Genomic DNA, 12,074 nt, shown 5'->3' on the forward strand with positions numbered 1-12,074 from the left:
AATCATAACTGCGATTCGATCGGCAAGATCCCGAGCATCCAGATCCCTGCGCGTTTGAGCGCGGACACGTCCGGCTCGCTATCGAGTTCGGTCGTGTTGCCGTTTGCGTCGGTGTCGATCCACACCATGCGTTTGCCGCCGTTGCCGTCATCGTGCAATTCGACGCGCCACGCAATGCGATCGATGTTCGTGCCGATGCCGTCAGTCACATACTCGGCCGCATCCGCGCTATCGCAATAGACGCCGATTTCCGTGTTCAACTCAACGGAACGCGGATCGAGATTCATCGAGCCGATGAAGATGCGCTTGCGATCAAACACATATGTCTTCGCATGGAGCGACGCCTTCGACGATCCGAATGTCGTTTTCTTCGCGGTCTTGTCGGCGTCGCTCGATGCAACGGGCTTCAGCTCATATAGCCTCACGCCGGCTTCGAGCATATCCTTTCGATAGCGCTGATAGCCCGCATGCACCGCGGCGACATCGGTGGCGGCGAGAGAATTCGTGAGCACGGTGACACGCACGCCACGCGATGTCATCGATTGCAGCCATCGCACGCCTTCCTTGCGCGGGACGAAGTATGGCGACACGATCAGCATTTCCCGCGCGGGTTCGAAATCCAACGCCTTGAATTGCGACATCAGATGGCCTTCGCTGTCGCCGGGCGCGCGCGTGATCTTTGCGGGATCGTCATACAGAAGCGTGGCCTTGCCCCACGAAAAAGCCGTGTCGTGCGCCTCGATAACTTTGGTGTAACGCTCGCGAACTTGCGCGACATAGGGCGAACTCTGTTCCGACAACAAATACGTGTCGAGCTTCTGGCGATAACCGGCGAGCGCGCCGGGGTCGGCGTGACGTCGCATCAGGTTATCGATCGGATAGGCTGCATCCGAGTTCCAGTACAGGTCGAATGCGCTCGATACGTCGCGCACGACGGGGCCATGCACGAGCACATCGAGATCGCCGAACGCGACCGTGCTCGACGCGCCGAAATATTCGTCGCCGATATTGCGTCCGCCGAGAATCGCGGCCTGGTTATCGGCGATGAGCGCCTTGTTATGCATCCGCCGATTCACGCGAAAGAACTCGATCGCGGAGCCTAGCTTCTTGAACGTGCGATTCGATACGGGATTGAAAAGCCGCACCTGCACGTTCGGATGCGAAGCGAGCGCGAGCAGGAACTGATCGTCCGCATTGGTGCCGAGGTCGTCGAGCAGGAGGCGCACGCGCACGCCGCGATCGGCGGCGCGCATGATCGATGCGGCCATTTCGCGGCCAGTCAGATCGTCGTGCCAGATGTAGTACTGGAGGTCGAGCGTGCGCTCCGCGGCTTCACTCAGAATCACGCGCGCGATGAGCGCGTCCATGCCGTTCGCTAGCAAATGAAACGCATTGTCGCCGGAATGCGCCGCTTCGCTCGCTGCGAAGGTCGTGCCGAGGCGCGTGTTCGCGGTGTCGGCCAGTGCATGCGTTTGCACGCGTCCCGTCTGCGGCGGAAGGCTCGCGCATGCGCTCATCAACAGTGTCAATGCAAGGGCGATCCAAGTGCGAAGTTTCATTGCGTGACCTCAATTACGGAGTCCGTACTATGCCATGTTCTTTTCCTTCCGCGAATTTTCGTTCAAACGCGCGCGCACGAAGCTGACATGCTCGCGCAGCACATAGAGTGCATCGGCGTAGGCGAGCGGCAGCTTGAGCGTATCGAGCGATTCCTCGATGTAATCGAGTTCGATGACGAGCGCCCGCCGTTCGTCTTCGCTGGTGACGCGCATCGCGCCGCGTTCCACCGCGATCAGCGCACCGTAGTAGCGATAGATGCGCGAGCGCACGCGCCAGCGATACAGCGCGGGCACGAGCCGCAGCGCAGGAAAGATGAGCACGGCGACCGGGAGCAACAGCACAAGGGCGCGGTCCGCGATATTCGCGAGCCAGAACGGCAGCGTGCGATAGAGGAAGCTCTTGCCCGAGCGGTAATAGCGGCTCGCGTCTTCGCTGATCGGATACTCATGCGCGACGGGACTCGGAAATTGCCCCGCGCGTTGCAGCAGACCGGCAGAGCCGTGCACTTCCTGCGCGGCTTCGATGAGCAAGTCCGATAGCGCCGGATGCAGGCTTGGCCGCGCGACGAGTTCGACCGTGGGGCTGATCAGATGCACGGTCTCCGGCGGGATGCGGCGGCCGAGATCGAGCACACCGGGCGGCAATTCGATATCGTCGAGATAGGGAAAAAGACGCGTATAGGCGCCCGATTCCTTGAAGTCCATCACCGAGATGCCGGGCACGCGCAAGAGGCGCAACATCAGGCCGCGCGTTGCGGAATCGCCGGAGAGAAACACTGCGTCGGCCTCGTTGCTGACGAGTTGCGTCGCGGCTTGCAGGCCGTCGCTCGGAAGAAGCTGCGTGTCGCCGCCAGGATAGATGCCGTTCGCTTCCAGCAGCTTGAGCGACAGCGTGCGCGTGCCGCTGCCTTCGCGGCCTATCGCGATGCGCTTGCCTTCCAGTTGCGAGAGGAGGGTGAGACCCTTGCCTCGATAGAACACGACAAGCGGCACATACGACACGCTGCCGAGCGACATCAGTTGCGACGCCTGTTCCTTCGTCGCGATCCCGCCTTGCACGAGCGCGAGGTCGACGTGCTGCTTCGGATCGAGCAAGCGTTCGAGATTTTGCACGGAGCCATCCGAAGGCAGCACCTTCAGCGTGATGCCGTTACGCGCGAGCAGTCTCGCGTATTCCCGTGAGATGACGTAGAACGAGCTGTCGGGTTGACCCGCGCTCATCGTGATGGTTTTGGGCGGCGCCGGATCGACGAGCCAGTAGACGAGCGCGACGACGATCGCAATGACCAGCAAGACAGGACCGGCCGTCCATGTGATGTCATGCAGGACGCCTTTCGCATGATCGCGAGGCAGATGCGGGCGTTTCATGCGATGCCTCGTCATGAGCGTGCGTTCGTGACTGCTTGCGTGACTGGAAAGACATCGAGCATGTCGTGCCTGTGTCGGAAGCGGCGTTGCTTCGCAGTGTAACGCGCGGCGCGGTCAAAACGACAAGGCCGGCTCGCATGCGGCCGGCCTTCGCTTTCAATCGATCCTCGATCAAGCCCAGTGTGCGGGAATCCAGAACCTGCCGACCCAGTGGCCCGGAATCAGGACCGCGCGATGCGGGACCACGTAGACGGTCTTCGCGGGCGGCGCGACATACACCGTCCTGACTGGAGCCGGCGCGGGCGCGACGTACACGGTCTTGGCCGGCGGCGGAGCGACGACCACCGTCTTGGCGGGCGGCGGCGGAGGCGGCGTGACGACCACCGTCTTGGCGGGCGGCGGCGGAGGCGGTGTGACGACGACCGTCGACGAAGCCGGGGGCGGTGCGACCACCACGGTCGTCGCAGGCGGCGGGGGCGGCGGCACGATCACGGGCGCAGCGACGACGGTTGTTCCGGTGACGACCGGCGCCGTCGCGACCACCGTCGTGCTCGACGTCACCGTGCCGCCGCCGACTACCGTCGTGCTATGCGACCCGTTCGAGACCGTCGCGGTGCCCGACGTCGTGACCACGCCCGGCGCGACGCTCGTCGCGCTGCCTGAATGCGTGACGGTGCCGCCGTTGGCCGTGTTGACCGTGCCCGAGCGATTGCAGGTGTAGCCCGCGCAATTCGTCGATGCTGAGTGCGTCGACGTGTTGCCGTTCGGTCCCGTCACCGATCCCGATGACGAGTATTGGCCGGGCGCGGTACGCGTCACGGTATCGCTGCCGGTGGCGGTCTTGCCGTTCGGGCCGGTCGCGCTGCCGGTGTGCGAGCAACTGCCGCCCGCGCAGCTCGTGTCGCCCGCATGTTGCACCGAGCGGCCGTTCGGGCCGTATGCGGTGCCGGAGTTGGAGAACTGGCCCGGCGCGGTACGCGTAACGGTTCCGGAGTTGGTGCCGACGCGGCCCCATGGATTCTCGACGCCGCCCGCATGCGAGCAACTGCCGCCGCCGCACGAGCCGACGTGCGCGCCCTGGTATTCGCCGCGACCGGTGTAGGCCGTGCCGCCACGCGCCCAGCCCGCGAAGGCGGAGCTGCTGCACAGCGTAAGCGCGGCGGCCGCCGCGACGACGAGCAACTTGCGCACGCGGCGCTTGCTTGAGGGCGCGTCGGAGGCGAACGCAACGTGGGCGTTTGAAGCGAAGGTCGATCTGTTTTTCACGGGATGTCCTTCTCGGTTCTTTAGGCCACGTTGCGTTTCGAGTGGCGACGGAAGTAACTATAGAGAAACGGTCTTGCGAAGTCCCGCGGTAACTTGTTTCACGCCATGTCATGGCTGATGGCATCGTGCTATGCCTTATGGCACGGGCTTTTGCAGCATTTCCAATAACTTTGCGAAGTGCGCGCGCAACACGATTTCGCGCATTGCGTCACACTTGCTGCTGCCGTCCGGCTTAATCGTCATAACAATCGAAATCATCAAGGCCACATCTACTCCGATCAAAGTCGCCGTTCTCGACGATTATCAGAACATTGCGCTCTCGATGGCCGACTGGTCGCCGCTCGAGGCTCGCGCTGAAATTACCGTGTTCAACGATCACATCGCGGAGCGCGGCGCGTTGCTCGAACGTCTGCGCCCCTTCGATGTTGTCTGCGCGATGCGCGAACGCACGCCGTTCTCGCGCGACATCATCGAGAGCCTGCCTAACCTTAAGCTGATTGCATCGACGGGCGCGGCGAATGCATCGATCGATCTCGATGCCGCATCCGAACGCGGCGTCGAAGTGCGGCATACGGGCTATACGTCCACACCGACGATCGAATTCACGTGGGCGCTCATTCTCTCGATGATGCGCAACATCCCCGCCGAGAATCGCTCGCTCAAGGAGGGCGGCTGGCAGATTGCGCTCGGCACCGAACTCGCGGGCAAGACGCTCGGCTTGCTCGGTCTCGGTCGCGTAGGGTCGGCCGTCGGCGTGATCGGCCGCGCCTTTCGCATGAACGTGATCGCGTGGAGCCAGAACCTCACACGTGAGCGCGCGGAAGAAAAGGGCGTGCAACTAGTGGACAAGGACACGCTCTTCAAGACCTCCGACGTGCTCTCGATTCATGTTCGCCTCAGCGAGCGCACGCATCATCTCGTCGGTGCGCGGGAATTTGCGCAGATGAAGCCGACGAGCCGCATCGTCAACACGTCGCGCGGACCGATCGTCGATAGCGCCGCGCTCGTCGATGCGTTGAAGTCGGGCAAGCTCGCGGGCGCGGCAATCGACGTCTACGATGAAGAGCCGCTCGCTGCGAACGACGTGCTGCGTTCACTGCCGAACGTGCTCGCGACGCCGCATATCGGCTATGTGGCGGAAGAGTTGTATCGCACGTTTTATGGCGATACGGTGCGCAATATCGTCGAATGGCTCGATGCGCGTCAGGGTTGAATCACGACGCGCCCCATTTGTCGGATGGCAGAAGCGAGAACAACGTTTCGATCGCGGCGCTCGCGCGGCGCTTGCCATCCGCGCGGCCCATCGCGAGATCGATGACCGCAAGCCCGACGACAAGCGCATGCACCATCGACACATGTTCTTTCGTGACGGCGAGACCCATTGCTTCGAGCATGCGCGTGATGCGTACCGCGACGCCTTCCGCGAGCTCGCGAAAGAGGCTGCGAATGGTTGGCTCTTCGTCGGCGGCTTGCGCGAGCGCCATCAATACGCGCGTGTTTTCGTGGCGCATCGCGACGTTGGCGATCGATGCAGCTGTGATCTTGGGCGATGCTTCGCCCGCGAAGGCATCGACGGCGGCGAGCTGGCCATCGATGGCCGTACGCGCGACAGCTTCGATCAACGCGAGGCGCGTGGGGAAATAATAAGTCAGATGACTCTGGCGCAGACCCGCGCGTGCAGCGACGCGCGGTTGCGTGAAGCCCGAATAACCTTCTTCGCGCAGAGTGGCAAGGGCGGCTTCGAGTATGGTCTGTCGACGATCCTGCACAGGGCGCGATCCACGTTTGGTTGAATTACCAAACCTTAGCGCGGGCGATGCACGGCGTCAACCTTATGAATTGTCATACGACGGTGGTTGCGGATTATGCGCGGGGTTCGTGTCGAACTTGCGGATATCGGTGATCGCAGCGCTCGCGAGCGATCGAAGATCGGCTTCGAGCGCATCGGCGAGTGCCTTGTCATAGACTTCGTCGCCATTCACGTAGAGCGTGAACGCTTCGAGATATTTCGCTTTTTTAGCCGGGTTTTCGATGGTTTCGCGTGTCCACCGATAAAGCGGATAGTGCTCGATGCCATCCCTTTCGGCCTGCGCGACGTAATCCACGAAGGCGTCGTACTGGCATTTCAATTGAGCGTCGTGTTCGATCAGCAGCGCATTGATCGCCGCGAGCTTTTCGTTTGCCGGATCTCGACGCGCCAGCATCGCATACTCGGGCGCGAGACGGATTCGAACTTGATATTGCAAGGGTTCAGTCATAACGCCCTTTTCATGTTGAAAGCTATTGATAACTTCGCGTGTGAATAATGCAGTTCATGCACTACACTTCCTCTCGCATCGCGAATCGAACACGAGGAGAGTAACAGTGAGTCTTCGACATTCGATCTATTGCCCATGTTGCGACATGGCGCCGAACGCCGCAAGCCGCCGCCGCTTTCTTGCGCTCGCGGGTCAAAGCGCCGCCGCGCTCGCGCTCTTTCCGCATCTCGCATACGCCGATAACGACGTACCGTCCATCGCCTACGATTCCGTCCCCGACCCTGTACGCCTGCCTCGCGATATGTACTTCGGCGAATGCTCGGGCGTGGCGTTGAATTCGGCCGGGCATATCTTCGTGTTATCCCGCGGCAATAGCACGGGTCCCGCTTATGGCGCCGCCGCCGCGCAACTGCTCGAATTCGATCGCAATGGACGCTTCGTGCGCGAAATCGGCCATAACCTTTATGCCTGGTCGTTCGCCCATACTGTGAAAGTAGATCGGCAAGACAATGTCTGGGTAACGGACAAGGGCTCGGACATGATCATCAAGTTCACGCCTGAAGGCCGCGTCGCGATGGTGTTCGGTCGCAAGCAGGAAGCGTCGGACGAAGAGACTGCGCCGCTCAAGCATCCGAATCCGCCGCTGCCTTCGGAGCCGGGGCGTTTCCGGCAAGTCACCGACGTCGCGTGGGACGCATCGGGAAATACCTATATCAGCGACGGATACATCAACTCGCGCGTCGCGAAGGTCGACAAGGACGGCAACTGGCTCAAGTCGTGGGGCGCGCGCGGGAAGGAGCCGGGGCAATTCCATACGCCGCATAGCATTGCTGTCGATAGAAACGGGCTTGTCTATGTCGCCGATCGAAGCAACCGGCGCATTCAGGTATTCGACCGCGAAGGCAATTTTCAGCGGCAATTCACGATCGATGTACCCGTGCCGCCCGATGCGCGTCCGGCTATCGGCAACATGCCCGATGAAGCGGCGATCGCAGCGGGAACATTTGCGCCGGGTTCACCTTGGGCCATTTGCATTTCGCCGGGGCCGAATCAAGTGCTGTATTCCGCCGATGCGTTTCCCGGCCGGATTTACAAGTTATCGCTCGACGGAAGATTGCTCGGCGTACTCGGACGATCCGGCAAGCAATTGAAGCAGTTCGGATGGATTCATGAAATGGCGTGTCCTTCAGAAGGCACTTTGTTCGTCGCGGAGTTGCTCAATTGGCGCGTGCAGAAGCTCCTACTGCATGGGTGATCGCATCACTGCTTCGAGGGCTTCGATCGCATCGACATAAAGGGCTTGGGCTGCGCGTCGCATCGATCTTCGCGCCACGCGCGCAACGTATCGAGCGCGACGGAATTGCGCACATAGCGATGCCACACGAATGCGAGATCGAAGATCAGGATCGCGAGCCACCACGCATAGAGAAAGAAAGCGCCACCAAGCACGACGGGCCACAAGGGTTTGCCCGCGAGATCGCCCCATAGTCTGACGCCCACGATCAGCACCATCATGAGCGTGCCGAGCGCGACGAGAATACGCCGTCCCCAATGCGGTTTGCGCGGCGCGAGCCAGCCGCTTATTGCGCAGACGAGGCCCGCAAGTACGAAGACCGCCTTACCGACGACAGGATCGGCGCTATCGCGATGCAGGATATCGGCGAACGGGCTCGCGAGAAAAGCCGCCACGCCGCTCAACAGCACGAACCAGAAGATCAGCGCACCCGCGACGAACGACAGTAGCGCGACGATGCGCCAACGCAGCCATGCGGCCGTGCGATTTGTGCCTCGCGCCTTGACGAGACGCGGAAGGCGTGCGGCAACCGTCGTTCCCATCAAAAGGCAGGCGAGCGCGAACACCGAGCGCGTGAGATAGATGAATTCGGGCGCGGTGCTCGTGCCGCCCGCGCCCGAATCGGAAGTTGCGGTGACAGCTTTATAGATGAAGAACACCGCGAGCAGATGCAGCGCGAAGCTCAGAAGATAAGGAATTGCCGTGCTCACGATGCCGCGAAAATGCCTGTTTTGAGGGGTTTTCGCGGTGCTTCGGTCGAGCACGACGTTCTCGATGAAGTGGCCGAAGACATCGCCGTCGGTCCAGTAATCGGTGTGCGCTTTCCCCGGCAGCCAGTAGCGCGAAAAGCCAATGTCATGCACCGGCTCGAATTCGAATGCGAGACAACCATGACGACCGAGATAGGCGCGCGCCGTATCGAGTGCGAAGCCGACGGGATCGCCGAAGTCATAATAGTTGCGCCACCTGATGCGTGAAGGCAGCGTGATCGGACCGCCGGGACGCTCGATCTGCGTGACGGCATCGCCTTTGCGTTCGCTCTTTAGCGCCATGCCTTCCCATAGCTTCGGCCATAAAAGGATGTGCTTGTCGATCGGCGAGCCGATGGTCATGAAGCCACGCAGACTCTGCACCCAGTCAGTACCGATGATCTGCTTGCCGTCCTTCGGGTCGGTGACGGTCGGTCTCGATAGCGCCTGCAGGATGCCGAGAAAACTGATCACGGTCCCTTCGCTATGCGCGACGATATACACCTCGGGCGCACACTGACAACGCGCGGTGGCGAGCGCGACAAGCCGCTCCATCACACGATGAAAGCGAAAGACGATGGTCTCTCGATGCTGCCTGAAATCCGCGACGAGCTGCACGTCGCCGACATAATCGCGCAGCATCGGCGCGAGATCGAACTTGAAAATGCCGGCTTTCTCCGTCACCGCGAGCAGGCTTTGCATGACGGCCACCGTTTCGACGATCTCTTCGACGACGCCCGACGCGAGCGAAAAGTCCGCGGGTTCGAGCTTGCGTTCATCGACGTTGAGCATGTAGGTCGCTTGCGCGCGACTCACGATCGACAGTCCCCACGCCTTGCTCTCTTCGAGCGTGTCGTCCTGCTTCACGACTTCGCGCGGAATGTCGGCCCAATACACTTCCGCGAAACCGAGCGCCGAATAGAAGTCGCGTTGCTCCGCGGTATAGGGACCGCCCGGCGGCAGATCGAGCTGGCGCACGTCGACTTCGCCGACGCCCGCGATATCGAAGTAGCCGAGTGGCATCACGGGAAGCGGCGGGTCATAACGCGCGCCGAACTGGCTCGCGACCGAGCGCACCGTGTCACTGTGCAACTGATTGCCGATGCCGTGTATCGCGACGACGATCTTCTGCACGCGCGGCGCTGTCGGCAGTTCGGGCGCGGGCGTCGTTTGCGATGATGCGTCCATGAGCGTCTCCCGATGGCGGTTCGTCAGCGCTTTTCACGTACACGGCTTTGCGGCTTCGGCAGCGGCCCGGCCGCTCGAAGCAGATTAGTTCATTTTTTAGACAATAGTGCGAAATGATCGACGCCGTGTTTGCACTTTGCATGCGTGATGCCGAATGCAGGATGCAACAGCGGTCGATTGCATGCCCGAGAGTTCAGCCGCCGTGTGCAAGTCCTGTTTCCATTGCCACGCCGTTCCACAGATGCATCGCCGCATACGCTCTCCAGGGCCGCCAGCGTTCGGTACGCGCGCGCTGCTGGGCGGGCTTCACAAGCGATGGGTCGCGGCGCGCGATCGCCTGCATCAGGACGAGATCGGCTTCGGGCCAGGCGTCGGGATCGCGCAGCGCACGCATCGCGACATAGCCGACGGTCCACGGCCCGATGCCTGGCATGGCGAGCATGTCGCGTTTCACGCGTTCGGGATCGGCGCCGGGTTCATCGAGAGGAAGCGCGCCGGTTGCGACCGCGTGCGCGAAACGCTGCACGGTCTCGATGCGCTTGGTCGGCATGCCGATCTTCTCCAGATCCGCTGCGGCGAGTTCGGCGGGCGTCGGAAAGCGCCACGCGGTGCCCTCATGCGGATGGCCTTCGATCTTTTTGCCCGCGCGCTGCACGATGCGGTTCATGATCGTCGACGCGCCTTTGACGCTCACCTGCTGCCCGACGATGGTCCGCACCACAAGTTCGAAGCCGGACCACGCACCCGGCACGCGCAGGCCGGGCGCGGCTTCGACGAGCGGGGCGAGCACCGGATCGCCGGCGAGACAGCGAGCGATTTCGTGCGGATCGGCGTGCAGATCGAACATGCGCGCGAGCGGCGCGGCGAGGTCGCCGGCGTGCTGCGCCACCGCACCCTCGACATTCACGACGAGCCGATGCCTGCGTTCATGCGGCCGGACTTCGACGGTGCCCTCGGCGCCTTGCCATTCGATCGCGCGCCGATACACGCCGTCCTCGACCGACTCGACGCCCGCCGACGCGCGACCGCCGATAAATTTCAGCATCCGCGTCCAGTCGAAAGGCCGCTTGAAGGGCAGCTCGAGCGTGGCGGTCGATGTGCTGATGGTCGAATGCATTTTGAATGCCGAATGCGCGATGGTCGAATGAATGCGAATGTTACTCCGGCGAACCGGATGCCCGTCGCGGCGCCAAGCTCATTCTTCGCTAACCCTCGGCGACGACAATGCCTCACATCGACAGCAGCTAGTCCATCTCAGCCAACCGAAGGAGCCGAACATGAACGTCATCTCGATCAGCATCGTCGCCATCGTCATCACCGCTGCGCTCGCGGCCATCGCGCCGGTCACGCACTTCACGCAGCGTGAGATCGCCGTGCTGAGCGCCCATGCCGCGAACACGCGCGCCGAAGTCCAAATCGGCTCGGGTACCGGACTGACGGCGTGATCGATGCGCCGATCAGCGGCGCGTCGCCAGTTCCATCGTGCTCGCGTTGAGCATCTGTCTGAATTCGGGATCGTGGGAAAGAATCTGGCGCGCGCTCGTGAGCAGTTGCGGGCGACGCTCCCACTGATCGGAGCGCACGACGCAGCGCGCGAGCACATCGCCGTAGATCGCATCAAGCCCTTCGCGGTCGTGCGCCGTGGTGAGTCGGGCGATGCGGACTTTCTCGTCACGCGTGAGTCCGCGTGTTAGACAGTCGACGGTCTCGCGGTCCATTCCCGCTTGGGCAGTGTCGAAGTCCGTCGAGTGATAGAAAGTAACGCCCGTGATGACGAACGCCGCGCCGAGTGCGATGCATGCCCCTCGAATCTTGGTCATCGTTTTCCCCGATGGTAGGCTCTGATGAACCGCTTGGATTTCTTGGACAGTGCCGAGCGTTAGTGTTCGGTCTTTCTGAACCGCTTGGATTTCTTGGACAGTGCCGAGCGTTAGTGTTCGGTCTTTCATGAGCCTTCGGCCGTGGGCCGGAGGCTGTATTGCCGGGCGAATTCACCCGGTGTTAGCTCTTTGAGCGCCATGTGAGGTCGAGTCTCATTGTAGTCGCGGCGCCAAGCCTCGATCTCTCGTTTGGCTTCCGCCAACGATTCGAACCAGTGCAGGTTCAGACATTCGTCCCTGAACGAGCCGTTGAATGTCTCGATGAAGCTGTTGTCGGTGGGCTTGCCTGGCCGGCTGAAGTCGATCTGCACCTTGTAGTGGTAGGCCCACATGTCCAGCAGGCGACCCGAGAATTCGCTGCCGTTATCGGCGAACAGGAACCTCGGTGCGCGGCGCTGAGCCACCAAACGATTCAGCACTGACACGACGTCCTCGGCACGCAAGCGCTTGCCTACTTCAATGGCCAGCGCTTCACGGCTAAAGATGTCCACGACCGTCAGGGCGCGCAAGCG

General features: G+C 61.9%; 11 protein-coding genes and 1 pseudogene. 3 read left to right on the forward strand and 9 right to left on the reverse strand.

The window, feature by feature from the left end; translation table 11 throughout:
* Positions 1–2: 2 nt before the first annotated feature.
* The 3 genes from QCE58_RS19530 to QCE58_RS19540 all read right to left on the reverse strand — a co-directional run bounded on the left by QCE58_RS19530 (position 3) and on the right by QCE58_RS19540 (position 4,118).
* Positions 3–1,559, reverse strand: a complete 1,557-nt coding sequence (locus QCE58_RS19530) for a phospholipase D family protein (protein ID WP_250522267.1) — start codon at positions 1,557–1,559, stop codon at positions 3–5.
* Between the two features lie 27 nt (positions 1,560–1,586).
* Positions 1,587–2,927, reverse strand: coding sequence for a TAXI family TRAP transporter solute-binding subunit (locus QCE58_RS19535; protein ID WP_409014134.1), 1,341 nt, complete (start codon positions 2,925–2,927; stop codon positions 1,587–1,589).
* A 171-nt stretch (positions 2,928–3,098) separates the two neighbouring features.
* Positions 3,099–4,118 (reverse strand): hypothetical protein, encoded by a 1,020-nt coding sequence (locus tag QCE58_RS19540; protein WP_308196632.1) that lies wholly within the window; start codon positions 4,116–4,118, stop codon positions 3,099–3,101.
* Between the two features lie 397 nt (positions 4,119–4,515).
* On the opposite strand from QCE58_RS19540, the gene QCE58_RS19545 reads away from it, so the two are divergent.
* Positions 4,516–5,406: a D-2-hydroxyacid dehydrogenase family protein gene (locus tag QCE58_RS19545; RefSeq protein ID WP_250522273.1), complete on the forward strand. Its 891-nt coding sequence runs from the start codon at positions 4,516–4,518 to the stop codon at positions 5,404–5,406.
* 1 nt (position 5,407) lies between these two features.
* On the opposite strand, the gene QCE58_RS19550 is transcribed toward QCE58_RS19545, so the two are convergent.
* Together QCE58_RS19550 and QCE58_RS19555 are read right to left on the reverse strand one after the other, a co-directional pair.
* A complete protein-coding gene (locus QCE58_RS19550; RefSeq protein WP_250440893.1) occupies positions 5,408–5,962 on the reverse strand; it encodes a TetR family transcriptional regulator in 555 nt (184 codons plus the stop codon).
* 63 nt (positions 5,963–6,025) lie between these two features.
* Complete coding sequence (locus QCE58_RS19555) at positions 6,026–6,451, reverse strand: hypothetical protein (RefSeq protein ID WP_250522269.1); 426 nt, start codon at positions 6,449–6,451, stop codon at positions 6,026–6,028.
* A gap of 145 nt (positions 6,452–6,596) precedes the next feature.
* On the opposite strand from QCE58_RS19555, the gene QCE58_RS19560 reads away from it, so the two are divergent.
* Positions 6,597–7,706 carry a peptidyl-alpha-hydroxyglycine alpha-amidating lyase family protein gene (locus QCE58_RS19560; RefSeq protein WP_284502616.1) on the forward strand — a complete coding sequence of 370 codons (1,110 nt, stop codon included), beginning with the start codon at positions 6,597–6,599 and terminating at the stop codon, positions 7,704–7,706.
* A gap of 5 nt (positions 7,707–7,711) precedes the next feature.
* On the opposite strand, the gene QCE58_RS19565 is transcribed toward QCE58_RS19560, so the two are convergent.
* Positions 7,712–9,682, reverse strand: a complete 1,971-nt coding sequence (locus QCE58_RS19565) for an MFS transporter (protein ID WP_250522271.1) — start codon at positions 9,680–9,682, stop codon at positions 7,712–7,714.
* 193 nt (positions 9,683–9,875) lie between these two features.
* On the reverse strand, positions 9,876–10,799 hold the full coding sequence (locus QCE58_RS19570) for a DNA-3-methyladenine glycosylase (RefSeq protein WP_008347822.1): 924 nt from the start codon (positions 10,797–10,799) through the stop codon (positions 9,876–9,878).
* A gap of 160 nt (positions 10,800–10,959) precedes the next feature.
* On the opposite strand from QCE58_RS19570, the gene QCE58_RS19575 reads away from it, so the two are divergent.
* Positions 10,960–11,127 carry a hypothetical protein gene (locus QCE58_RS19575; RefSeq protein WP_250457220.1) on the forward strand — a complete coding sequence of 56 codons (168 nt, stop codon included), beginning with the start codon at positions 10,960–10,962 and terminating at the stop codon, positions 11,125–11,127.
* Between the two features lie 12 nt (positions 11,128–11,139).
* Here QCE58_RS19575 and QCE58_RS19580 read toward each other — a convergent pair whose 3' ends face one another.
* Both QCE58_RS19580 and QCE58_RS19585 read right to left on the reverse strand, forming a co-directional pair.
* Positions 11,140–11,502 (reverse strand): hypothetical protein, encoded by a 363-nt coding sequence (locus QCE58_RS19580; RefSeq protein WP_034470982.1) that lies wholly within the window; start codon positions 11,500–11,502, stop codon positions 11,140–11,142.
* 125 nt (positions 11,503–11,627) lie between these two features.
* Positions 11,628–12,074, reverse strand: a pseudogene (locus tag QCE58_RS19585) (IS3-like element ISBcen22 family transposase); the annotation flags it as partial.

The organism is Caballeronia sp. LZ028 (assembly GCF_031451415.1).
Taxonomy (GTDB): domain Bacteria; phylum Pseudomonadota; class Gammaproteobacteria; order Burkholderiales; family Burkholderiaceae; genus Caballeronia; species Caballeronia zhejiangensis.

Bases quoted from the DNA above. Each gene is read 5' to 3' on its own strand.
- QCE58_RS19530 (WP_250522267.1), bottom strand. From the start codon at position 1,559: ATGAAACTTCGCACTTGGATCGCCCTTGCATTGACACTGTTGATGAGC.
- QCE58_RS19535 (WP_409014134.1), bottom strand. From the start codon at position 2,927: ATGAAACGCCCGCATCTGCCTCGCGATCATGCGAAAGGCGTCCTGCAT.
- QCE58_RS19545 (WP_250522273.1), top strand. From the start codon at position 4,516: ATGGCCGACTGGTCGCCGCTCGAGGCTCGCGCTGAAATTACCGTGTTC.
- QCE58_RS19555 (WP_250522269.1), bottom strand. From the start codon at position 6,451: ATGACTGAACCCTTGCAATATCAAGTTCGAATCCGTCTCGCGCCCGAG.
- QCE58_RS19560 (WP_284502616.1), top strand. From the start codon at position 6,597: ATGGCGCCGAACGCCGCAAGCCGCCGCCGCTTTCTTGCGCTCGCGGGT.
- QCE58_RS19565 (WP_250522271.1), bottom strand. From the start codon at position 9,682: ATGGACGCATCATCGCAAACGACGCCCGCGCCCGAACTGCCGACAGCG.
- QCE58_RS19570 (WP_008347822.1), bottom strand. From the start codon at position 10,799: ATGCATTCGACCATCAGCACATCGACCGCCACGCTCGAGCTGCCCTTC.
- QCE58_RS19575 (WP_250457220.1), top strand. From the start codon at position 10,960: ATGAACGTCATCTCGATCAGCATCGTCGCCATCGTCATCACCGCTGCG.
- QCE58_RS19580 (WP_034470982.1), bottom strand. From the start codon at position 11,502: ATGACCAAGATTCGAGGGGCATGCATCGCACTCGGCGCGGCGTTCGTC.